Source organism: Flavobacterium sp. MDT1-60 (assembly GCF_014844035.1).
Taxonomy (GTDB): Bacteria; Bacteroidota; Bacteroidia; order Flavobacteriales; family Flavobacteriaceae; genus Flavobacterium.
Genome location: NZ_CP062159.1, coordinates 3868850 through 3892208 on the forward strand (window position 1 = coordinate 3868850; position 23359 = coordinate 3892208).

The following is a 23359-nucleotide window of genomic DNA, read 5'->3' on the forward strand; positions in this document are numbered from 1 at the left end:
TTACATTTCCAATAGCGAATTCAAATGATCGCAAGGAAAATAAATCGTTATAACAGCGCCTTCTCCCAGTTTTCCCTCAGCGCGGATCGTGCCGCCAAAAGCTTGCATTATTTTTTTGCATAATGCTAACCCTACGCCTGAACCGCTATATACTTCCTGAGTATGCAATCTTGTAAATATTTTAAAAATAGATGTTGCATATTCTTGTTCGAAGCCTATACCATTGTCTGTAAAAGTAATCCAATGGCAAAAGATTTTGTCTGAAAAATTATAAGGCTCCGGCTCTTGCGAAGCTGTCACTTTAATAATTGGTACTCTTTCCTTGTCCGCGTACTTTATAGAATTTTGCAGTATATTAGAGAACAACTGTTTCATTAAAAAATGAATACCGTAAATTTCAGGCAGGTTTTCATACTCAATTACAGCACCCGTTTCATTAATTACTTCTTTCATTTCATCAAGAGTAGCCTCCATGATAGTGTTTAGATTAATTTTTTGAAGGGTATCTTTGGTATATTTTATACGGGTATATTTAAGGATATCCTGAAGCAAAACCTGCATTCGGTTTGCTGAGTTTGAGACACGTTGCAAGGAGTTATGAACGGACTGTGGAGGCGCCTTGTCAATTTCCAAAAACAGTTTAGAAATAATAAGCTGAATTTTTCGCAAAGGCTCCTGCAAATCGTGTGTACTGATCCAGTTGATATTTTCAAGCTCAGCATTGGTTTCTTTTAAAATCTCGCTCTGGCTTCTATACTTTTCTTCTTCTTCACTCAGCATCATTAAAATAATTTGATTGTGCAGTGCATGCGCATAACTTGCTGCTGCATTTATTTCTGCATGCAACCAATTGCTGCTCTGATTTTTAAGAATTTGTTTCCAGATATTAAATGAATTCCTGGGATGAAGTCCGTTGCTGTCTTTTACAATCGCTTTTTCAGGATCACCTGCCCAATTTATTTCAGATACTGTCTCTGGTCTGTACCAGATAATACTATTTTCATTACTAAGGGAATGATAAATAATCCCGGCAAAGTCTGAACACTGATTAAACTCCGGAAAATAATCTGTTAGTTTATTAGTAGTAAATATTGCTTCTTTAGTCAGGTTACCAATCTTTGCAATAATTGCATTAATCTGATCATCTGACGGTGTTACACCATTTTTGTAAATTTCGCCCCGTATGCAAATAGAAACACCGGTTGCATTACAAAGATTCAATAATTCGGGATCTGCACTAATAGAGGCAAATGATAACGGATTTGGAGGCAAATCTAAACCTGTTAAATGTTCTAAAGCTAAAGATGTTTTACGCACAATCTGATACTCATCTCTAGATTGCCGTAAATCGATTTGAGAGCTAATAAATTGTCCCTGAAGTTTAGCAGCAAGTCTAATTTCTGGAGAAATATTTTTAGCCGAATAATGATGACAGGCAATTAGTCCCCATAATCTGTCATGATGAATAAGAGAAATAGTTAGCGTCGCTCCCACTCCCATATTTTTAAGATATTCAACATGAATTGGAGATGTGCTTCGCAAAATGGAAAGACTTAAATCGAGATTTTTATTCTCTTTATCATCAGTGGTAAAAATAGGCACAGGAACGTAATCAATATCAGTGATCAATCGAAGCTGATTTCTCATATACAATTCCCTGGCCTGGGCCGGAATATCAGTATGCGGATAATGCAATCCTAAAAATGGCTCTAAATCTTCCCTGCAATTTTCGGCATAAATCTCACCATTATAATTCGCATCAAAACGATAAATCATAACACGATCATAGCCTGTTATGTCACGTGTTCCCTTTGCAACAAGCGCACATAATTCCTGCAGCGTATTAGTGCTGCTCATATTGGATACAAACTGTATGGTCTGGGTGTACAATTGAGCAATTTGTTCGTTTTTACCAAAATGTGGCTCAGCCTCCAGCACATAAATATCATGACTCTTGTGAATGCTCAACTGGAATGATTTTCCTAAGAGTTCAATTTCAAGCGGAAAAATCATTGAATTTTTATCATCGCTGATATAATTAACAATTTCTTGTTTTGCCTTATTTCCAAAAATTGCACAAAAATCTTTACCAATTGTTTCTTTATAAGATAAGTCAACAAATGCGGCTATATTTTCAGTACAAAAATCAATCTTCCAATCTGCTGTAACACCAAGCAGAAAACCATGCGGCTGAATACTGCCCGGAACATGTATAGGTTCATGCTCGCAATTCGTTAAATTAACGATATCTCTGTTTACAATATTTCTAATTTTCATTTATCTTAGTCTGCATAAAATGATCGTGAATACAATCAAAAGCATAAATTGCTCCTGCAATTATTTCTTCTTCACAATTATTTTCTTCTTCATATGCGGTTAATACATTTAAGAACGTTTTCCAATAACTTCCCGTTTTATTACCATATCCTGAAAAATAAGAAACCCCTTTTCCTTCATTAAGTCCCTGAATTGATTCGATATTTTTTAATATAAATCTTCCACCTAAAGAAGAACCTTCTACAACATACAAAATCCCAGATGCAAATGGAATTGTTATATTTTTTTTAGTATTAAATACGGGACTTGCAACAGGTTTATAATATTTTAAGAAAGTAAGATCTTCTTCTATTAAATGTCTTTTTTCCCTATCATTCAGATCATCAAAAACATTTAATAACAATGGAAAAATAGTCTCTTCTACACTATGGTGAACATCATACATAAGTTTTAAATAATGCACATAATCCTGTATTCTCATATCTGGTGAAAGAATACAGGAAGAAACCGGTAAACTTTCCAGTCTTTTATGCGAAGCTGCTGTTTTTGCTTTAAGTGTACTCAAAAAATCTAAGGACAAGGAGGAATTCAAATTGGGGTTCATTTTGATTGTAATTTTCTTGATTTACAAATATACTTAATTTCTGACCTTTTTAAACCAACCAAAAAAACACATTTAAGAATATTCTTAATCGACATTAACAAATAAATCTTTTAGGCAAATTATAATTACCTTCTTATAAAAAAATCGTACCTTACACATTAACTACCTGATAATAATACAATTAAAAAACAAAAAAGTATAAGCATCTGCATTGTATCAGTTTTAGATTTGTAGAATAACTAAAAAGAAGTTTATGAATATTTCAAATCACAAAACTAATGTCGAAGAAAGTGCAAGAACATCTTCCAAAAAAGCAGATTCAAGATCAACTTCTTCAAGAAGTAATGAAAAATCAAGCATTGAGACAAGAAAATCAGTTCTGATGAAAAAATAATTTAAAACTTATATTATGCTGATACATGAAACCAACGAAGATTTCGGTCGGGACGATCGCAATTTTCATCCGGAAGAGCAACGCATTAATTGGGAAACTATGTCAAATAGAGACCCTGCAATTAATGAGCCTCTACAATTTGGCCCGGGTACTACTGACCAGACAGATCGTGAAAATTATATTGATTCTGGTGATAAGTATCAAAAAGAACAGGATATAGAACCTGGATTTGACCGTCATCTCAATGATGCCTTAAAGAAAGAACTAAACGATTATTCAGATGAAGATTTTGATAAAAAAGACAAATCTGATTCTTAATTAGAAACTCCATAATCATTTTAAACTGAATATTTATTTCATACAAAAGCTCAATTTTTCAATTGAGCTTTTGTATTTTTAATCAACAGTTCAGGTTTTTGAATGGCAAAACTTCAGGCTGAACAAAGATCACTATCAATATTTACTTAACGCAATTATTATAGAAATAATTTTTCAATATAAATAAGTACACTACTAATAAACAAGTAATTAATAACATTTTATTAAAGTATTAAATTAATTAATTTTGAAGTTACCATTATCCTATTATTTAAATCAAGACGTGATTTTTCTGGCAAAAGATTTGCTCGGAAAAGTGTTATTTACTCAAATTGAAGGACAAATAACTGCAGGCATAATTGTAGAAACTGAAGCTTACTTTGGCGAAATAGATAAGGCATCTCATGCCTATGGCGGACGACGCACTAACCGAACCGAAATAATGTACAGCGAAGGCGGCGTTTCTTATGTGTACTTATGTTATGGAATTCATCATTTGTTTAATGTCGTAACTTCCGTTAAAGGCCAGCCTCACGCGGTTTTAATAAGAGCGATTGAGCCCTTGATTGGTACAGAAATAATAGAACTAAGACGTAATATGCCTATTAGCAAAAGCGCTATTTCATCTGGTCCGGGATCTGCGGCTAAGGCTCTGGGAATTAATAATTCATTTAATCAAAAAGATTTAGGAGGAGAAGAAATCTGGATAGAAGATCATGGCATTCGCTATACAGAAAATGAAATTGTCGCAACCCCCAGAGTTGGTGTTGGCTATGCGCAGGAAGACGCCTTTTTACCCTGGAGATTCTTCATAAAAGGCAATAAATATGTCAGCAAACCGAATAAGATCTAGACGCAAACAACACTAAAGAAACACATCAACAAAACACAATTAATATTCAGAAAAACAATTACTTAAACACGTACTATTGATTTTACTTATAGTGCTTTTTCACCAAAAAACCACCCCAAATTAGCCTAATTCCGCGTGAATTAACTGCCACGGATTAGACGGATTTAAACGGGTTTACACAGATTATTTTTAATGAAGTTTTTGCCACAGATTTCACAGATTAAAATGATTTCATCTGCCTTACTCACTATTGCCCACGGATTGCACAGATTAAGAAGGATTAGTTTCTATACGCTTAAATAGCCACGAATTCACGAATGATTGCGCTTAGTAATATAAAAATTCGTGAATTCGTGGCTATCTTTTTTAAAAATCAGCGCAAACCCGCCTAAATCCGCGTCATCCGCGTGCCATAAATTTCAAAGTATAGAAATTAATCCCTTAAATCTATGCAATCTGTGGCAAAAAACCAGCGCAAACCCGCCTAAATCCGCGTCATCTGCGTGCCATCTCATAAATAAATCATAAAAAATTTGCATAAATGACCAATCGGTCATATATTTGCAGAGTAAAAATGAAAGCTATCATGGCAAAGGGAGAAGAAACCAGACAATTCATCATAGAAAAAGCAGCCCCAATCTTTAATACAAAAGGGATTGCAGCAACTTCTATGAGCGATATTATGGAGGCGACCAAACTGTCTAAAGGCAGCATGTATGTTCATTTTGAAAACAAAGAAGTCCTTGCCTGCGCAGCCGTAGATCACAATATGAAAATATTAACCGATAAATTAATGGTGGAAGTCTACAAAAGCAAAACAGCAAAAGAAGAGTTATTTACATATATCGATTTCTTCAGCAATGGTGTAAATCCACCTCTAACCGGTGGTTGTCCGTTACTGAATTTCGGAACAGAAGCTGATGATACCAACCCTGTTGTAAAAGAGAAAATAAATAAAGGTTGTAGTGCAAACCAACAATTATTGGCAAGTATTGTCAATAAAGGAATTGCGAACGGAGAATTTAAACCGGATTGGAACGCTGAAGAATTTTCAGTTGTTATGTTTGCCATGATGGAAGGCGGTCACCTAATTTCAAGAGTGTCCGGCAGTAACGAAAAAATGCAAATCATCGTCAAAACCCTCAAAAAAACCATAGAGGAAAACAGCCTCTAATTTTTTTTATTTAAAAAATGACCTTTCGGTCATGTTTTTTCAAAGATACAAAGGCACAAAGGTGCAGAGATCAATAGTTAACAATGAAGCATATAAACAATTAAACAAAGCTATGTCTCTCTGTGTTTAAACACTCTAGCCAACAACAAACGCTTAAACAGTTACACGATTAAACAAATACACAATTAAACAATTTACAATTCACCATTTACAATTCACAATTATGAAAACAATTTTAATTTCAGGAGCGTCAAAAGGATTCGGAAGAGCCTGGACAGAAACATTTTTAGCAAAAGGATACAAGGTAGCTGCAACAGCAAGAAATATCGATACCCTGGCCGACTTAAAAGCGCAATACGGAGATGCAATTTTACCTCTTACACTAGACGTAAACAATCGCGCAGAGTCTTTTGCAGTCGTAGAAAAAGTACAACAACATTTCGGCGCCATTGATATCCTGATCAACAATGCCGGTTATGCTTTAAACGGTGCAGTTGAAGAAGCTTCAGAACAAGAAGCAAGAGCACAATTCGAAACCAATTTCTTCGGGACTTTATGGTTAACGCAAGCTGTTTTACCCATCATGAGAAAACAACAAAGCGGTCACATTATTCAGGTTTCTTCTATTTTAGGAATCGCGACTTTGCCAGTTTTAGGACTTTATAATGCTTCTAAGTTTGCCGTTGAAGGCCTTACTGAAACTTTGGCTTCAGAAGTAAAACAATTTGGAATCAACGTAACTTTGGTAGAACCAAATGGCTATTTCACAGATATCTGGGGTAATGGATTCAACAGCGAAAGCATTCCCGCTTATGATGGACTTAAAAAAGCCATTGCAGAAGGACATGATCCTGATACTTTCGGACAAATTAACGCCACAGTACCGGCCATTATTAAATTGGTCGAAGCGGAAAACCCTCCTCTACGCCTGTTCTTAGGAAAAGTAGCTTTACCATTCGCCAAACAAACCTACGAACAAAAACTAGCCACCTGGGAAGAATGGGCTGACGTTTCTGTAGCAGCACACGGATAATTTATATTCTGATTTTTTAAGTTGATTAAAAACGAGATTGTTTCTTTAGGAAATGATCTCGTTTTTTTGGTTTTAGGTTTCAGGTTCAGTCGCAGTCTCAGTGTGCAGTCACAGTGTGCAGTTTCAGTCACACTGAAAACTGCGACTGCGACTGAAAACTTTATTTTTCCATATTAGATTATTTCTTAAAATAGATTATTTCTTACACCTGTTATCAATCAAAGTTTTCAGTTGCAGTTTGCAGTCGCAGTTTACAGTCGCAGTTTACAGTCACAGTTTACAGTCACAGTTTACAGTCACAGTTTACAGTCACAGTTTACAGTCACAGTTTACAGTCACAGTTTACAGTCACAGTTTACAGTTACGGTTTACAGTTACGGTTTACAGTCACAGTTTTCAGTCACAGTTTTCAGTCACAGTTTTCAGTCACGGTTTACAGTCACAGTTTACATTTCACAGTTTACATCTAACATCTTGCTTCTTGCATCTAACATCTCACATCTAGCTTCTTGCCTCTCACATCTAACATCCACCAATAAACAACATTACATCTTCCCTCTTTTATCTTACATATTTCCCACCTAAAAAACCACCACACATTTCAGTAATTTAACTTTAATTCCGATTATAAAGCAACCAAAGCCCTTATTTTACCATAATTCTTTACAATTTCTTTAAACAGCTGTTAAATCTTTAATAAATATTAATTGTCAATTCTGTAAGAAAACGTATATTTGAGTAAACAGTATATTTAAATAAAAGTGCAAAAAAAATCAAAATCACATAGTTTTATATTCCCCAAAACTCCAACCGGAGTTGACGGACTGGACGAGATTACAAACGGAGGTTTCCCAAAAGGACGTCCAACTTTAATCTGCGGTGGTGCCGGCTGTGGGAAGACATTAATGTCCATGCAATTCCTGATTAAAGGAATCACAGAACATAACGAAACCGGGGTCTTCATGTCTTTTGAAGAGCCGTCGGACGACCTTACTTTAAATGTAAAATCATTAGGTTTTGACATTGAAAAGCTCAAAGCAAACAAAAAACTCGTAGTCGATCACGTTCGTGTCGAAAGATCAGAAATTGAAGAAGCAGGCGAATACGACTTAGATGGTTTATTCATCCGATTAGCGTACGCCATCGATTCGGTAAAAGCGACCCGTGTAGTATTGGACACTATAGAATCTTTATTCGCAGGTCTGGACAATCAGGCCATTCTGAGAGCCGAACTTCGACGCTTGTTTCATTGGCTTAAAACCAAAGGTGTAACGGCAATCATTACCGGAGAACGCGGCGAAGGAACACTTACCCGTCAGGGGTTGGAAGAATACGTTTCAGACTGCGTTATCGTTCTGGACCATCGTGTTATTCAACAGGTTTCGACCAGGAGACTCCGAATCGTAAAATACAGAGGATCTACGCACGGTACCAACGAATATCCGTTTCTAATTGATGAGGATGGAATTTCGGTATTGCCTATTACTTCTCTAAAATTGAATAATGAAGTTAGTTCTGAAATTGTTTCGACAGGAGTTCCGGGTTTAAACGATATGTTTTATGGCGGTGGTTTTTATCGCGGCAGTAATATTTTGATTTCAGGAACAGCGGGAACGGCAAAAACAACCGTCGCCTGTTATTTTGCCAATGAACAATGCGAAAAGGGCGAAAAAACAATCTATTTTGCGTTTGAAGAATCGCCGCAACAATTGGTGCGCAATATGAAATCCATTGGCATTGACCTTCAAAAACATATCAAAAAAGGAACTTTGCAAATTCATTCTTCCCGTCCTTCGCTGAACGGATTAGAGCTGCATTTGCTTACCCTTAGAAAGTTAATTAAAGAGTTCAATCCAACAACCATTATAATTGATCCAATAAGCAATTTGATCACCGTAGGAAACGAACATGAAGTACGTTCGATGTTGGTAAGGCTTATCGATATGCTAAAAGCGCACAATATAACGGCTCTTTTTACATCTTTAAACAAACAAACCGATAATTTCAGGCCTGATCTTGCCGAAGAATCCGTATCTTCATTAGTCGATACCTGGCTCACAGTGCGCGACATGGAAGGAATTGGCGAAAGAAACCGTGGAATCTTTATTATCAAAGCAAGAGGAATGGGCCATTCCAACCAGGTGAGGGAATTTGTCATTACCGGTAAAGGAATTGAATTACTCGATGTAGAAATAGGGCCGCAGGGAATCCTTACGGGTACTGCAAGACAAACACACAAATTCAAAAAAACAATATCAGATATTAAGCTTCAGAATGAAATTAGCCGAAAAGACAGGGAAATTGAGCGCAAGCGCAAAGTTCTGGAAGCCAATATTGAAGCCCTTAGAAATGAATTCGAATCGGCTCAGGAAGAATTAAGTATTCTGAAAGCCACAGAAGAATTGCAGGAACAACTGTCTTCTAAGAAAAAATAACAACAAGATGAAAAAAGAAGTCGTAGCCGAATGGCAGTTACTGCTCTATATAGCAGGTCAGACGCCAAAGTCGATCAAGGCGCTTGAAAATATAAAAAAGTATGCAGAGGAACATCTGGCTGGGAAATACAGCATCGAAATTATCGATTTGCTCAAGAATCCCCAATTGGCCGAAGGCGACCAGATTTTGGCTGTACCCACATTGGTCAGAAAATTTCCGGAACCTATTCGCAAGATCATTGGTGATCTTTCAAATGAGGAAAGAGTGCTCGTAGGGCTTAATATCAAACCCGTAAACGCTTAAAAAATGGATTATTCAGCTGATGGAACAAATACCACCAAACACAAGTTCATGCTTTTCGTTTCCGGTATGTCTGTTAAATCAGGACATGCTATCGAAAATTTACGCAGGATATGCGACAAATATCTCAAGGACAACTACGAATTAGAAATCGTAGATATCAACCGTGACACAGAGTCGGCCATTACACATCAAATTGTGGCGATACCAACTTTAATAAAAATACAGCCTGCTCCCAGACGAATCATCCTCGGAGATTTATCAGACCGGGAAAAGGTATTGAGAATACTTAATTTAAGTGAATAGATTTGATAGTAAACGATAAAAATATAGACTCTTTATTAGCCGAAATTGAATCATTAAAGGAAAGACTTGATGAATCAAACAATATTATTGATGCTATAAAAGAAGGAGATGTTGATGCCCTGGTCGTCAACACCAACGGAACGCCGCAGCTTTATTCGCTTGAAACGGCCGATTATACCTATAGGCTGCTTATAGAGAAATTCAGGCAGGGTGCCCTGAGTATTACCAAAAATGGCCTGATCTTATATTGCAACGATTTTTTTGCAAAACTGGTCAATATTCCTTCAGAAAAAATCATTGGAAATTACATACAGGAATATTTCGATAATGCCTCGCAATTTGTAACGCTTATTGAAACCTTAAAATACGGCCTTAGCACGCACGAAATCTTTTTTAGGACTAATGGTACCGAAAATACTTTTCCGGCCTATATATCGCTCACAGATCTTGAACCTTCTGTAGATGCGATTGGAATCGTCGTAATCGATTTGACCGAAAAGAAAAAACACGAAGAAGCCTTACTCAAACATCAGCAGGAACTCGAAGGCAAAATCAACGAGCTGAACCGAATCAACAGCAATCTCGAAGAATTCATTCACGTGATTTCGCACGATTTAAAAGAACCGCTGCGCAAAATCGTCATGCACAACGGAAAAATTGACGGCACCTATTTAAACGGGGTTGACGCCAGATCGATGGAGATCATAAAATTATCCGTTTTGCGACTCAATTCGCTTGTAGATGATTTGGTGCAATACTCGTCGCATACCGCGCAGGAAGAACGTACCGAAATTAATTTGGCCACCGTCATTTCTGAAGTACTAGAAGATCTGGAAGTTACGATCACTGACAAAAATGCCGAAATAAAAATCGGAAAACTGCTCGTAATAAAAGCATCCAGAGTGCAAATGCGCCAGCTTTTCTCGAATTTAATATCCAACGCCATTAAATACTGCAAGACAGACAAACCTCCGGTGATACAAATTTATCAGGCCGACAATTTAGACGTTGAATTACCAAATCAAAATAGTAAATTTGTCAAGATTCAGATCAAAGACAACGGTATTGGAATGGAGTCCGGCCATCTTCTTAAGATTTTTACGATTTTTCAGCGCCTGCATGCCCGAAACGAGTATTCAGGAAACGGTATTGGCCTCGCGATTTGCAAGAAGATTATGGAAAACCACTCCGGAAACATCACAGTTGAAAGTACACTGAACGAAGGGACAACATTTAATCTTTACTTTCCAATTGTATAAAATGCCGCAAAAAAACCTCCATATCATCATAGCCGAAGATGACGAAGATGATGCTGATGTAATCTGTGAAATCTTTCACAACAACCCCAATTTCGGAAAAGTAAGTCTCGTAGCCAATGGCGAAGAACTCCTCCATTTCCTAAAAGATGCGGCCAACGAAAACCCCGACGTAATCCTGACGGATATTAACATGCCCATACTCAACGGCATCGAAGCCCTGCAGGAAATTTTAAACCACAACGACCTCAAAAATATTCCCTGCTTTGTCTATTCCACGAGTATAAATCCTTCATACAAACAAAAATGCGATGTACTGGGCGTAAAAGGTTATCTCATTAAGCCTTACTCCTACGAGGCTTTCGCCGAAATCCCGAAGACGATTTTAAGTAGTATTGAAGAGTGATAAATTATAAAAACGAGATGTTTCTTTTAGAGAGGGTCTCGTTTTTTTATTAGGAGCTGTTTATTGCTATCCGCTGCAATCTTTTGTACCGAACCCCAGTACAAAAGGATTTTCGCTTCTATCGGGGCTAGGGGATTTGGTTCTTAAGAAATTTTTATTTTATTAAACTTGTTTTCAAAATTTATGTAAGCTATAATTATCAAAATTATATACTTTCATTAAAACATACATAGACTTACATAATGTTAAAATATAGGATACTTTTATTTTCATTTAAGGTAAAATAAAAGCAGCCTTAAAAGAAAAATTAAAACAATTAAAATAGTATTTTTGAAGATTAACAGAATTATATTAAATGTCAACAAAGTTTTTTACAAATAAAGATACTAACAGCCTAATTAATAAGTTTGAAGGAGTCTTTAAAAATCAGAACGTTCATTATTTTGATGCGCTAATTGGCTATTTTAGAGCTTCAGGGTATTTCAATTTAAGACCTTTCTTAGAAAATGTGCCTGAAATAAGAATCTTAGTTGGTATTAATGTTGATGACTTATCTGCAGAAGCACAAAAAAAAGGACAATTATATCTTGAAAATAGGAATAAGACAAAGGAAGAATATCTAAATTTTGTTGCAGAGGATATATCTAAGGCATCTTATAAAAAAGAAATAGAAGAGGGAATTATTCAATTTATAGAAGATATTATTTCTAAAAAGGTGATAATTAAAGCTCATGGTAAAAGAGCCTTACATGCTAAAATTTATATATTTCGACCAAATCCTTTTAATGAACACACTAACGGCAGTGTTATAACTGGTTCTTCTAATTTAACAGAAGCTGGCTTAGGAACTAATAACGCTTCAAACTATGAATTTAATGTTCTTTTAAAAGACCATGAAGATGTTCTTTTTGCTACAAAAGAGTTTGAAGAACTTTGGAGTGAAGCAACTGAATTACTGCCGATTGATGTCAAAGGATTAAAAAAGAAAACTTATCTAAACGAAGATATAACACCATATGAAGTTTATCTTAAAATGCTTATTGAGTACTTTGGTGATGCGATAATCAGAGATAAGATTTCAGGAAAAGACTTACCAGAAGGATATACCAACTTACAGTATCAAGGTGATGCAGTTGCAGAAGGATATTATAAATTAATGAAACACAACGGTTTTATATTGGCCGATGTAGTTGGTTTAGGAAAAACAATTATTGCTACGAGAATAATAAAAAAATATATTGAGAAAAATGGATACAACACTAAGGTTCTGATTGTCTATCCAAATGCTCTCGAAGTTAACTGGAAAACTACAGTTAAAGATTTTGGATTGACAAATTATATTCAATTTATTTCAAATGGTAGTTTGCATAAAATTATTGATGGAGATAATGCTAATTATCATAATCCAGAAGATTTTGATCTAATTGTTGTAGATGAAGCTCATAAATTTAGGACTTCAAATTCTAATATGTACGGCTTATTAGAATTGATTTGCAAAACTCCAAGAGTAACAGTGGGTAATGATATTGATAGAAAGAAAAAAGTAATCCTTATCTCAGCAACGCCTTTAAATAATAAACCTGATGATATTGCCAATCAGATTTATTTATTTCAGGATGCAAGGAAATCAACTATTGAAGGAGTTCCAAACTTGCAATCTTTCTTTTCAAATAAAGCAGAAGAATATAAAAATCTCTACAAAATAAAAGATCAGGATGAACTAATTAGAAAAGTAAAAGAAATTTATCTTCCAATTAGAGATAAAATATTCACTGAATTAGTAATTCGTAGAACAAGGGCAGATATTAAAAACATAAAACGTTATAACGATGATGTTACTGCTCAAGGAATGTCCTTTCCGGAAGTAAAAGATCCTAAAAAAATTGAATATGCTTTTGATGATAAATTAGAAGTGTTGTTTTTTGAAACCATAAGTAAATTGGTTGAAGATTTAGGATATTACAGATATAGAGCAGTGGAGTTTATTAGTGATGAGCACGCTGATTTATATGATAATGCGCAATTGATTTCTAGACAACTTTCGATGATTATGAAGACCCAAATGGTCAAACGTTTGGAAAGTAGTTTTTTTGCATTTAAGAGCTCATTAAATCGTTTTTGTATTTCCAATCAACGTATGATTAACATGTTTGAAAACAACAAAATATTTATTGCACCTGATTTAGATATTAACAAACTATATGAAGATGGTAAGGAAGACAATATAGAAGCCATTATAGAAAAACTGAATGAGAATTCTCCAAATAACAATACTTATAAAGCTTCTGATTTTGACCCTCAATTATTGGAAGGTCTAAAAAGAGACCAAGAATTATTAGATAATTTATTGAGTCAATGGAATTTTGTTAACTATGATCCAAAAACGGCGAAATTTATAGAATCTCTTAATGAAACATTATTAGAAACTAATAACCTTGAAAAGAAATTAGTAATTTTTTCCGAAAGTAAAGAAACGGTAAACTATTTAGCAGGAGAATTAGAAAAAGCAGGAAGAAAAGATGTATTGGCAATCAGTGCTCAAAACCACAAACAAAAGTTCAATACCATTCGAAAAAACTTTGATGCTAATTATCCAGACAAGCACGAAAACGATTATAATATTATAATTTCTACTGAAGTATTGGCGGAAGGAATCAACTTACATCGTTCTAACGTAATTCTAAATTATGACATTCCTTGGAATGCCACTCGATTAATGCAACGTATTGGTCGCGTCAATCGTATTGGTACAAAAGCAAAAGAAATTTTGGTCTATAACTTTTATCCAACAGCACAATCCAATAGCTTAATTGAATTAAACGAAAAAGCATTAAAAAAGCTACAAGGTTTTCACTCCGCTTTTGGGGAAGACAACAAAATATATTCAGAGAAAGAAGAATTAATTGAAAGTACTTTGGGCGACTTACAGCCCAAAGAAGAAGTGGACGAGCGTTTACAATATCTTGAAATAGTTCGCGAATTGTTTAACGACAATCATAAAGAATACAAACGATTAAAAGATTTACCATTAAAAAGCCGTGTAGGGCGTTTAATGATTTATCGCATTGGATTGGAGAAATAAATACATTAGTAAATACTTTTTACACAAAACATTTTCAAGCTATTCATAATGAAAACATTAAAATTTCTTTGAATTATTCAAAAAAATTAGAATTTAAAAATGGACATCAACAATTTTATTCTAAGGATAATAGAAATTATGAAAGATGGTATAACTATGTTGGATTTAACTTTCCTGAAATAGATTTAAAAATTGAAACATTAAACGCTGACGGTACATATACCGAAATGACAAGACCACAGTCCTATTTTAACGAAGCCAAATTAACCAGTATTGCATTATCCGTTCGATTTAGTCTTCTAGACAGTAGTATTAGACCAGACTTTGCTGGGCAATTTCTTGCATTAGATGATTTATTGGTTAGTATGGATATGAGTAATAGGGATAAGGTTTTGGATATTTTATTGGATGAGTATGCTTCAAAATATAAAATATATCTTTTTACCCACGAAAAAAGTTTTTTTGATTTTTGTATTTTCAAGATTGAGCAGCGAAAGAAAAAGAAAGAATGGGAAATAATGGAAATTCATTCAGGAGAAAATAAAACGGATAACCCAATATTGATTCCGTCGGGTTTAAATTATTATGACAAGGCAATAAAATATTTTCAAGCCAAAGACTACACAACAAGTTCTTTGTATTTAAGAAAAGAGTTAGAAAAATTAATTATTGATAGAATACCTGATGAATTTTCTAAAACGATAGACAATCAATACCATAACCTTGAGCATTATTGGAAACTATTTATTGAGCGATATGAAAAACTAAATTTACCTGTAACTGAAGCAATAAAAACAAATTTCAAACAATCTAAATTAATGATTTTAAATCCTGAAGCTCATCATAACTTAGAATTACCTGTTTATAAATTAGAATTAGAAAGAGCCTTTGAATTAGTTAGAAATTTGCATGATAATTACCCTATTCCAATAATGAAAGTTTTATTTTCAAAAGGAATGCTTATGCAATTTATTCACCCATCAGAAAATTATACTTTTGACTTAGAATTACTTACCGATTTTAGTGTCAACAACTTAAATGCAGCTAGCTTTGTTTCTATTCCAAGATGTAAAGTTATTAAATGGCAATATAATAATATTGAATTTTATGATTTTTCAAAATTACAACCTATTGAGTATAGCTTAGAAAATCCAATAGTTCAAAAACTAAATCAAATTATTGATCGACATATTAATCATATTCCTTTACAAATATCAAAAGCAATTTTTATTGAAAATTTAAATGTTAATAATAGTATTTGGTCTTTTAAAGAAATAATTGATAAGGTTGGAGTTACCTTATAAATTATTGAATAATTTAATCAAATACTTCAATACATCCCCGCTCCGCAAAGTGTTCCATTCTTTCGCTGCGCAAACGTCTCTGACTTTGCGCCATTTCAACAAGCCCACAATTGAAAACAAAAACGCCTCAAAGTCTCCGACTTTAAACTAAGGTCTACTTAAATACAATAAACCTAACAACTTTTTCACAACAACAAAAAAAAGAGGAATATCTAAAACTTCCGTTTTAAGATATTCCTCAATACTATTAATAACAATTAAATTACTTTACAACCGTAGCTTCAAATTCTATTTTTAGCGTTTCAAAAAGACTTTTAACTTCCATTAAAGAGGTAGCTTGTTTAATGCCGTGTTTGGCAATCCAATCCTGAAAAAGCGAAAAATGAGGCCAAAACTCCGCTGCCGAAGTCGTATAAATAGTGAGTCTGACAATTCCGTTAGGTTCGTATCCTGCCTGGGTAACGACCGTTTCCAGATTTTGCAGCGCCAAAATGATTTGAGATTTCATATCTTCGGTGCTTGAGGTTCCGTCAGCATTCACTGCAGCCTGACCGGAAACATATAAGGTTCCTGCTGGTTGTTTTACTTCGACAGCCTGAACATAACTGCGCTCGTCCTGCCATTTCCACGGATTTGTGATGTGTTTTTCCATTTGCTTTGCGTTTTTATTTTGTGCCATTCCAGACACCATTGTGAATAATGTAATAGCTAAAATCGTCGTGATTTTTTTCATAACTGCTATTTTAAATTTGCAAAGCAAAGTTCCCGATTATCCGTAAACCGCGACTTGACATAAATCACAAATATAAAGTGAGGTATATCACACTAAGCTGATAAACGGCTTAAAGTTTCACGCGAAATCCCCAAATAAGAGGCAATCAAACTTTTGGGAACGCGCTGCATTAGCGACGGATATTGTTTGAGCAATTGTTCGTAACGCTCTTTGGAGTTGGAAGTCAACCATGAAATAATACGGCGTTGTGAACCCAGAAAACCAAAATTGGCTTTTTCGAGAAAGAAGCGCTGCATTTTCTGGAGGCCGTCGCAAAGGTTATTATAATCTTCTAGCGTACAGCACAAAACTTCGGTATCTTCTAAACATTCTAAGGATAATGTGGCTTCCGTCTGCGTAAAAAAGGCGTAATAATCACTTTCCCACCAATCTTCCATTGCAAAAGAAACAATGTGCGGTTTTCCTCCATTATCTGTATGAACGAGTTTTAAAAGCCCGGAAATTACAAAATAACAATACCGGACCGTATCGCCTTCCTGTATAATAAATTGGTGTTTCTTAAATTTTTTAGTGGTAAAATGGGTGCTTATAAACGCAAACTCATCAGCTGTAAGAGGTACTATTTTTTCGATATGTTGCCTTAATTTTTCGTGCATACAAAGAGTTGTTAATCCGAATAAGCGTTGCTTATTTAAATCTGTTTATTGCAAAAATAAAGCATTTATCATTAAGTCGATTGCTTCTATTTTTCGGGCTATCAGGAAAGAATTAATCCGGAATTTCACAGCTGCATATTTTAAATAAAATATTTGCCTGATGGAGTTATTTTCTAAGACAGCTTCGGATTGATGGCTCTTTTTTTATTTATGAAATTTATCTTCTCCCCATTTGGAAGGGTTGTTTTCTATATAGGTCTGAATAGTATCAAATGATTTAGAATTTCTGATAATATGATCATGAAATCTGGAATGCCACTTAAAATCAGCATGAATTTTACGCATTTCAAAACTACACCTGCCTTTATACCATCGAATAATACGCGATATATTTTCATTTAGCATTGGATTTTTATCTCCTGCAATCCCGCCCTTGCATATGCGTATTTCATGATCAATTAATCGCGGATCTAGTACAGACGCGATTAATCGCGTCTGTACGGTTTCATTATCCATTATTTGCGTCCCAACAATTTCATTATCAATTAATCGCGGATCTATATCATTATTATTTAATTGCGGATTTGGATCTGCGTTTTCTGGAGGAGACGCGATGAATCGCGTCTTTGCGGTTTCATTATCCATTATTCGCGTCTTTGCATTTTCATTATTACTTAATTGTGGATCTACATCATTATTATTTAATTGCGAATTTGGATCTGCATTTTCGGGAGGAGACGCGATGAATCGCGTCTCTACGGTTTCATTATCCATTATTCGCGTCTTTGCATTTTCGTTATTACTTAATTGTGGGGCTACATCATTATTATTTAATTGCGAATTTGGATCTGCATTTTCGGGAGGAGACGCGATGAATCGCGTCTCTACGGTTTTATTATCATTTAATCGCGTCATTACGGATGCAGATTTATTGATAATTAATATTCCATGCATGTGATTGGGCATGATTACAAAATTTCCTAATTCGACATATGGAAATTGATTGGTAATCTCCTGCCATAAATCGTGGGCTAATTTTCCCAATTCATTCAATTGCATTTCACGTTCAAAAATCTCCCCAAAATAATGCTGCATCTTATCCGTACATATTGTGATAAAATAGGCACCATTTGCACCATAATCCCAATTTTCTAATCTGGCTGATGGAATGCGATATTTATTCTGAAATTTTTTCATTTTCATTTTCATTTCATTTTCTAAGATAAAAGCAATCGATCATCTCTATATATTCATGATAATCTGCAAAGTACAGACGCGATTCATCGCGTCTCACACAACGCTAATCAATCCCAATATAGATGGCGATTCATCGTGTCTCACACAACGCTAATCAATCCCAATTATAAAGATGGCGATTCATCGCGTCTCACACAACGCTAATCAATCCCAATTATATAGATGGCTATTTATCGCATATCAGGAATGTGAATCGATTCAATACTTTTAAATTCTTTAATCTAAATATAGCAAATAATCTTAATGCAACTAATAAATTTGAAGGAAAAAATTTACATATTTATTAAGCATTTTAGAAAAGAAATAAGATAAAAGAATACAGCACGAACCAGTAATAACTCTTAAACATTACATCTTTCTTAGCAATACTAGTATCAAAAAAAAACTGCGTAAAATCTAAAAGGATTTTACGCAGTTTTTTTTATTCTAGCATTTTTTCTTCAATTACCACCCCTTCACAGCCCCGCCTTTAAATTCGCGAACAGCTGCCTGCTCTACTGCTGCAGATTGAAAGGCCTGAAGAAACTGTTTTACCTTTTCCTCATTTTTATTGTCTTCACGGCTTACCACCAGATTTACATACGGAGAATCTTTATCTTCTACAAACAAGGCATCACGTGAAGGAACCAAACCGGCCTGAGAAGCAAAAGTGTTGTTGATAATAGCAATCGAAACATTTTGATCGTCTAAAGCACGAGGCAATTGAGGCGCTTCTAATTCTAATATTTTTAGATTTTTGGGATTACTTATAATATCTGTCACTTTTGGTAATAAACCAACTCCTGCACGCAATTTTAATAAACCGTTTTTTTCCAAAAGTAGTAACGAACGCCCTCCGTTTGTTGGATCATTTGGAATAATGATCGTGCTTTCGTTTTTCAATTCAGAAAGACTTTTTATTTTTTTAGAATAGGCCGCAATCGGATAAATAAATGTTTTTCCAATTATGGCTAATTTGTAACCCCGTTGTTTAGACTGCTCATCCAAATAAGGTTTGTGCTGAAAAGCATTGGCATCAATATCGCCCTGGCTCAACGCTTCGTTCGGAATTACATAATCGTTAAAAGAAACCAATTCAACCTCAAGTCCGTATTTTTCTTTAGCGACTTTTTTAGCAGCCTCTGCTACTTTCAATTCTGGTCCTGAAGCTACACCCACTTTAATATAATGTGGATCATTATTTTTACTTTTTCCGCAATTGGCAACAACAAGTGATAAGGCAATAATTCCAGTTAATTTTAAAAAATTTGTTCTACTAATCATGCGTATAATTTTTAATTGATAATTTTTAATTGATACTATCTGTGATCAAATCGTTTTGATAAAGTGTCGCCGGCAAACTGAATAAGAAACACCAGAATCACAAGTAAAGCTAATACCGAATTCATAGTTACAGCATCATAACCAATATAACCGTACTGATAGCCCACTTGTCCTAAACCGCCCGCTCCTACTGCTCCGCCCATTGCAGAGTAACCTACAAGTGTAATTAAAGTAATGGATGCTGCGTTTATCAAAGAAGGCAAAGCTTCCGGCAATAATACTTTGTATACAATTTGAAAAGGTGTTGCGCCTAAAGCTCTTGCGGCTTCAATTAATCCGGATGGCAAGCTTAAAAGACTATTCTCTACCAATCGTGCAATAAACGGTGCTGCCCCTATACTTAGCGGAACCAATGCCGCACTGACACCAATAGAGGTTCCGACAATCGCGCGGGTAAACGGAATCATCCAGACGATTAATATAATGAAGGGTATAGAACGGAATATATTCACCAAAATAGATACTATTCTATTTAAAACGGGTTGTTCTAATATTTGATTTTTTCGGGTAAGGAAAAGCAAAATACCTGTTGGAAGTCCTAGCAGAAAACCAAAAAAGCCAGACAAAAACGTCATGATGATCGTTTCCCAGGTTCCTTTTAATAATAATTCAATAATGGATTCAGACATAACCTATGATTTCTGTTTTAATATGTTTTGATATAAAATATTCGATTGCCGCCTTGTAGTTTTCCCGTTTACCGGATAACTCGATCAGCATAATTCCAAAATTAACCTCGCCTGCCTGATCCATTTGGGCACTAATGATTTTAAAATTAGTATCAAACAATCGCGAAACTTCAGATATTACAGGCTCATTTACTGACTTTCCTGTCATTTCAAGTCTTAATAGCGGATTTAAGTTTTCGCCATCCTCTTTTTGTAATCTTTCCAGATAAACAGCAGGAATATCAAGATGTAAAGAAGAGGCAATAAATTCCCTTGTCAGTTCGTGTTTTGGATCGGCAAAAATTTCGCCCACACTTCCCTGCTCTATTAATTTTCCGTGACTAATTACCGCTACTTCATCACAAATTGATTTTACAACTTCCATCTGGTGCGTAATCAGTAAAATCGTAATATTAAGTCGGCGATTAATATCTTTCAGTAAATTCAGAATAGATCTCGTAGTCGCAGGATCAAGCGCACTGGTTGCTTCATCACACAATAAAACTTTTGGATTATTGGCTAATGTTCTGGCTATGGCAACCCTTTGTTTTTGTCCTCCCGAAAGGCTTGCCGGATAATCATTTGCTTTTTCGGTTAAACCAACCAATTGAAGTAATTCTAAAACTCTTTCTTTAATTGTTGTTTTTGAAGTTCCCGCTAATTCCAACGGAAAAGCAATATTCTCAAAGACTGTTCTGGAGGAAAGTAAATTAAAATGCTGAAAAATCATTCCGATTTGTCTTCTTTCAATAGCAAGCTGGGCATTTGATAATTGTATCAGGGATTTTCCATCCACAATAATCTCTCCCGAAGTGGGTCTTTCCAGTAAATTAACGCATCGGATTAAAGTACTTTTTCCTGCTCCCGAAGTTCCGATTACACCAAAAATTTTCCCGGGCGGAACCTTAAGCGAAACATCTGATAAAGCCGAAACAATTCGGTCTTTCTGATGAAAAGTTTTGCTGACGTTTTTTAATTCAATCATTCTTTAATATAGATTTAAAAACAAAAAAGCCTTTCAAATACTCATGAAAGGCTTTTTGAAAAAATAGTGTTATTTTATATAGAAGCCAATCCAATTCTTACTGCATCACAGCACATCATGACGTTGCGATTATAATAATTCTTCATATTCTGGCTATTATTTCTCATTGTGGTTGCAAATTTAAAGAGTTATTTTTGATTTTACCCTATAATTCATCAAAACTTTTATTAACCTATCAAAATAGTAGATTACTTTAATTTCAGAGGTATTTACAGCATTTTCAAAAAAATATTTGTTTTGACATACTCTATTCTATCCTTTAAACGCTATCATTATAATTTATTTTAATAACACTAAAAAATTATTAATTTGATTAATAAACATACTCACCATAAATTTGTCTCATCAAAATCAAACAATTGATTTGAAATAATTAAAACAACTTTAAAAAATAGAAATCATGAAATTTACAAGAAGAGCAAACGCAAATTGGAAAGGTACAGGAATGGAAGGAAAAGGAACCATCAGTACACAAAGCACAACATTAAACGAAGCACAATTATCTTTCAAAACCCGTTTTGAGCAAGGTGTAGGAACAAACCCTGAAGAATTAATCGCAGCGGCACATTCAGGCTGTTTTACAATGCAATTGAGCTTTTTACTTTCTGAAGCCGGATTTGTACCGGAAGATTTAGATACAGTAGCAAAAGTTACTTTCGAAGACGGAACGATTACTTTAATTCAATTAGAACTGACTGGAAAAGTTCCCGGAATTTCAGCAGAAGATTTTCAACTGGCAGCACAAAAAGCAAAAGAAATTTGTCCTATTTCTAAATTATTAAATACTGAAATTACTTTGGCTGTGTCATTAATTTCTTAATTTTAACACATTAAAAATCAACACTTTAAAAACAAACAAAATGAAAACACAAAATTTAAAAGAACAATTGAATCGTTATTTCATGTTCGCAGCATTTATCTTTAGTTTTTTATTTGCAACAGCAAATGTTAATGCACAAACTAAAGCATCTACAGCACAAATTAAAAATGTGGTATTGGTTCATGGTGCCTTTGCAGATGGTTCAGGATGGAAAGCACTATATGAAATTCTAACAAAAAAAGGGTATACTGTTAGTATTGTTCAAAATCCTTTAAGCTCTTTGGAAGATGATGTTGCTGCAACAAATGTAGTCTTAGACAAACAAGACGGACCAACCATTTTAGTTGGACATTCTTGGGGTGGTGCTGTAATTACACAAGCAGGAAATCATCCAAAAGTGGCTGCTTTGGTTTATGTGGCTGCTTTCCAACCTGATAATGGAGAATCTGCACTTCAATGGTTGCAAACAGCACCTCCCGCCCCTGAAAACGGTGTATTGCCTCCTGATGATAAAGGAATTGTTTACTACGATAAAGCAAAGTTCCATGCTGGTTTTGCTGGTGATCTAAGCAAAGAAGAAGCTGATTTTATGTATGCATCGCAAGGCGCATTTTATGCCAAAGGATTTGTAACTCCTATTACAAAAGCCGCCTGGAGAGATAAACCTTCTTATGCCGTTGTTGCCACTGATGATAAAAGTATTGCACCAGAAATTCAACGTGCGATGTACAAACGTTCAAATACAAAGGTTACTGAAATAAAAGGAAGCCATGTTGTTTTTATGTCGCAGCCAGCGAAGGTTGCTAATGTGATTATCGAGGCATCAAAGAAATTGTAAATTATAAATTGTGAATTATAAATTAATTCCATCACATAATAAAGCCTGATTTTACGGTCAGGCTTTTGTATTCTTGTCATTCCGAGGTACGAGGAATCTCCGCAAGTAACTCTACAAAGATTGGCAACTTTCTGTGCGGAGCTACTTGCGGAGATTCCTCCTCCGTCGGAATGACAAATCGAGACTAAAGAGAACATCCTTAAAATAAAAATTCCAAATTCAAATCGCAGCAGATTTGGAATTTGGAATTTTAGTTTTGGAATTTTTTAAAATTGG

The 23359-nt window shown here is 34.8% G+C and carries 22 protein-coding genes; 14 read left to right on the forward strand and 8 right to left on the reverse strand.

The window, feature by feature from the left end:
* On the reverse strand, nt 1–2277 hold the full coding sequence (locus tag IHE43_RS16140; protein WP_192184853.1) for an ATP-binding protein: 2277 nt from the start codon (nt 2275–2277) through the stop codon (nt 1–3).
* Nucleotides 2267–2842 (reverse strand): biliverdin-producing heme oxygenase, encoded by a 576-nt coding sequence (locus IHE43_RS16145; RefSeq protein ID WP_192184854.1) that lies wholly within the window; start codon nt 2840–2842, stop codon nt 2267–2269. The genes IHE43_RS16140 and IHE43_RS16145 overlap by 11 nt, the downstream gene beginning before the upstream one ends.
* A 292-nt stretch (nt 2843–3134) precedes the next feature.
* On the opposite strand from IHE43_RS16145, the gene IHE43_RS16150 reads away from it, so the two are divergent.
* The 12 genes from IHE43_RS16150 (at nt 3135) to IHE43_RS16205 (ending at nt 15743) form a co-directional block, all read left to right on the forward strand.
* Nucleotides 3135–3275: a hypothetical protein gene (locus tag IHE43_RS16150; RefSeq protein WP_192184855.1), complete on the forward strand. Its 141-nt coding sequence runs from the start codon at nt 3135–3137 to the stop codon at nt 3273–3275.
* A gap of 15 nt (nt 3276–3290) precedes the next feature.
* A complete protein-coding gene (locus tag IHE43_RS16155; protein ID WP_192184856.1) occupies nt 3291–3593 on the forward strand; it encodes a hypothetical protein in 303 nt (100 codons plus the stop codon).
* A 247-nt stretch (nt 3594–3840) separates the two neighbouring features.
* The gene (locus IHE43_RS16160; protein WP_192184857.1) at nt 3841–4446 is read left to right on the forward strand and encodes a DNA-3-methyladenine glycosylase; all 606 of its coding nucleotides are present in this window, start codon (nt 3841–3843) and stop codon (nt 4444–4446) included.
* Between the two features lie 541 nt (nt 4447–4987).
* Nucleotides 4988–5620, forward strand: coding sequence for a TetR/AcrR family transcriptional regulator (locus IHE43_RS16165; protein WP_225585156.1), 633 nt, complete (start codon nt 4988–4990; stop codon nt 5618–5620).
* A 223-nt stretch (nt 5621–5843) separates the two neighbouring features.
* On the forward strand, nt 5844–6653 hold the full coding sequence (locus IHE43_RS16170; protein ID WP_225585158.1) for an SDR family NAD(P)-dependent oxidoreductase: 810 nt from the start codon (nt 5844–5846) through the stop codon (nt 6651–6653).
* 761 nt (nt 6654–7414) lie between these two features.
* A complete protein-coding gene (gene kaiC / locus IHE43_RS16175) occupies nt 7415–9088 on the forward strand; it encodes a circadian clock protein KaiC (RefSeq protein WP_192184858.1) in 1674 nt (557 codons plus the stop codon).
* A gap of 7 nt (nt 9089–9095) precedes the next feature.
* Entirely contained in the window at nt 9096–9392 is a 297-nt protein-coding gene (locus IHE43_RS16180; RefSeq protein WP_192184859.1) for a circadian clock KaiB family protein, read from the forward strand.
* A gap of 3 nt (nt 9393–9395) precedes the next feature.
* A complete protein-coding gene (locus tag IHE43_RS16185; protein WP_192184860.1) occupies nt 9396–9695 on the forward strand; it encodes a circadian clock KaiB family protein in 300 nt (99 codons plus the stop codon).
* A gap of 2 nt (nt 9696–9697) precedes the next feature.
* The gene (locus tag IHE43_RS16190; RefSeq protein ID WP_192184861.1) at nt 9698–10954 is read left to right on the forward strand and encodes an ATP-binding protein; all 1257 of its coding nucleotides are present in this window, start codon (nt 9698–9700) and stop codon (nt 10952–10954) included.
* A gap of 1 nt (nt 10955) precedes the next feature.
* Entirely contained in the window at nt 10956–11357 is a 402-nt protein-coding gene (locus IHE43_RS16195; protein ID WP_192184862.1) for a response regulator, read from the forward strand.
* A gap of 355 nt (nt 11358–11712) precedes the next feature.
* Nucleotides 11713–14439: a helicase-related protein gene (locus tag IHE43_RS16200; RefSeq protein ID WP_192184863.1), complete on the forward strand. Its 2727-nt coding sequence runs from the start codon at nt 11713–11715 to the stop codon at nt 14437–14439.
* 68 nt (nt 14440–14507) lie between these two features.
* Nucleotides 14508–15743: a hypothetical protein gene (locus tag IHE43_RS16205; RefSeq protein WP_192184864.1), complete on the forward strand. Its 1236-nt coding sequence runs from the start codon at nt 14508–14510 to the stop codon at nt 15741–15743.
* A gap of 262 nt (nt 15744–16005) precedes the next feature.
* Here IHE43_RS16205 and IHE43_RS16210 read toward each other — a convergent pair whose 3' ends face one another.
* The 6 genes from IHE43_RS16210 to metN form a co-directional block, all read right to left on the reverse strand.
* Nucleotides 16006–16395, reverse strand: coding sequence for a RidA family protein (locus tag IHE43_RS16210; protein WP_192188235.1), 390 nt, complete (start codon nt 16393–16395; stop codon nt 16006–16008).
* A 173-nt stretch (nt 16396–16568) separates the two neighbouring features.
* Nucleotides 16569–17132, reverse strand: a complete 564-nt coding sequence (locus IHE43_RS16215; RefSeq protein ID WP_192184865.1) for a Crp/Fnr family transcriptional regulator — start codon at nt 17130–17132, stop codon at nt 16569–16571.
* Between the two features lie 204 nt (nt 17133–17336).
* Nucleotides 17337–18329 (reverse strand): transposase, encoded by a 993-nt coding sequence (locus IHE43_RS16220; RefSeq protein WP_192184866.1) that lies wholly within the window; start codon nt 18327–18329, stop codon nt 17337–17339.
* 504 nt (nt 18330–18833) lie between these two features.
* Nucleotides 18834–19652, reverse strand: coding sequence for a methionine ABC transporter substrate-binding lipoprotein MetQ (gene metQ / locus IHE43_RS16225; RefSeq protein WP_192184867.1), 819 nt, complete (start codon nt 19650–19652; stop codon nt 18834–18836).
* A 35-nt stretch (nt 19653–19687) separates the two neighbouring features.
* A complete protein-coding gene (locus IHE43_RS16230; RefSeq protein WP_192184868.1) occupies nt 19688–20341 on the reverse strand; it encodes a methionine ABC transporter permease MetI in 654 nt (217 codons plus the stop codon).
* Nucleotides 20334–21365: a methionine ABC transporter ATP-binding protein MetN gene (gene metN / locus IHE43_RS16235; protein ID WP_192184869.1), complete on the reverse strand. Its 1032-nt coding sequence runs from the start codon at nt 21363–21365 to the stop codon at nt 20334–20336. The genes IHE43_RS16230 and metN overlap by 8 nt, the downstream gene beginning before the upstream one ends.
* Nucleotides 21366–21825: 460 nt before the next feature.
* Between metN and IHE43_RS16240 the strand changes: the two genes are divergently transcribed.
* Together IHE43_RS16240 and IHE43_RS16245 are read left to right on the forward strand one after the other, a co-directional pair.
* The gene (locus tag IHE43_RS16240) at nt 21826–22245 is read left to right on the forward strand and encodes an OsmC family protein (RefSeq protein WP_192184870.1); all 420 of its coding nucleotides are present in this window, start codon (nt 21826–21828) and stop codon (nt 22243–22245) included.
* A gap of 40 nt (nt 22246–22285) precedes the next feature.
* The gene (locus tag IHE43_RS16245; RefSeq protein WP_225585161.1) at nt 22286–23083 is read left to right on the forward strand and encodes an alpha/beta hydrolase; all 798 of its coding nucleotides are present in this window, start codon (nt 22286–22288) and stop codon (nt 23081–23083) included.
* Nucleotides 23084–23359 lie beyond the last annotated feature (276 nt).

Coding starts and splice junctions, on each gene's coding strand:
- IHE43_RS16140 (WP_192184853.1), bottom strand. CDS start 2,277: ATGAAAATTAGAAATATTGTAAACAGAGATATCGTTAATTTAACGAAT.
- IHE43_RS16150 (WP_192184855.1), top strand. CDS start 3,135: ATGAATATTTCAAATCACAAAACTAATGTCGAAGAAAGTGCAAGAACA.
- IHE43_RS16155 (WP_192184856.1), top strand. CDS start 3,291: ATGCTGATACATGAAACCAACGAAGATTTCGGTCGGGACGATCGCAAT.
- IHE43_RS16165 (WP_225585156.1), top strand. CDS start 4,988: ATGACCAATCGGTCATATATTTGCAGAGTAAAAATGAAAGCTATCATG.
- IHE43_RS16170 (WP_225585158.1), top strand. CDS start 5,844: ATGAAAACAATTTTAATTTCAGGAGCGTCAAAAGGATTCGGAAGAGCC.
- IHE43_RS16180 (WP_192184859.1), top strand. CDS start 9,096: ATGAAAAAAGAAGTCGTAGCCGAATGGCAGTTACTGCTCTATATAGCA.
- IHE43_RS16185 (WP_192184860.1), top strand. CDS start 9,396: ATGGATTATTCAGCTGATGGAACAAATACCACCAAACACAAGTTCATG.
- IHE43_RS16195 (WP_192184862.1), top strand. CDS start 10,956: ATGCCGCAAAAAAACCTCCATATCATCATAGCCGAAGATGACGAAGAT.
- IHE43_RS16200 (WP_192184863.1), top strand. CDS start 11,713: ATGTCAACAAAGTTTTTTACAAATAAAGATACTAACAGCCTAATTAAT.
- IHE43_RS16210 (WP_192188235.1), bottom strand. CDS start 16,395: ATGGAAAAACACATCACAAATCCGTGGAAATGGCAGGACGAGCGCAGT.
- IHE43_RS16215 (WP_192184865.1), bottom strand. CDS start 17,132: ATGCACGAAAAATTAAGGCAACATATCGAAAAAATAGTACCTCTTACA.
- IHE43_RS16220 (WP_192184866.1), bottom strand. CDS start 18,329: ATGAAAAAATTTCAGAATAAATATCGCATTCCATCAGCCAGATTAGAA.
- metQ (WP_192184867.1), bottom strand. CDS start 19,652: ATGATTAGTAGAACAAATTTTTTAAAATTAACTGGAATTATTGCCTTA.
- IHE43_RS16230 (WP_192184868.1), bottom strand. CDS start 20,341: ATGTCTGAATCCATTATTGAATTATTATTAAAAGGAACCTGGGAAACG.
- metN (WP_192184869.1), bottom strand. CDS start 21,365: ATGATTGAATTAAAAAACGTCAGCAAAACTTTTCATCAGAAAGACCGA.
- IHE43_RS16240 (WP_192184870.1), top strand. CDS start 21,826: ATGAAATTTACAAGAAGAGCAAACGCAAATTGGAAAGGTACAGGAATG.
- IHE43_RS16245 (WP_225585161.1), top strand. CDS start 22,286: ATGAAAACACAAAATTTAAAAGAACAATTGAATCGTTATTTCATGTTC.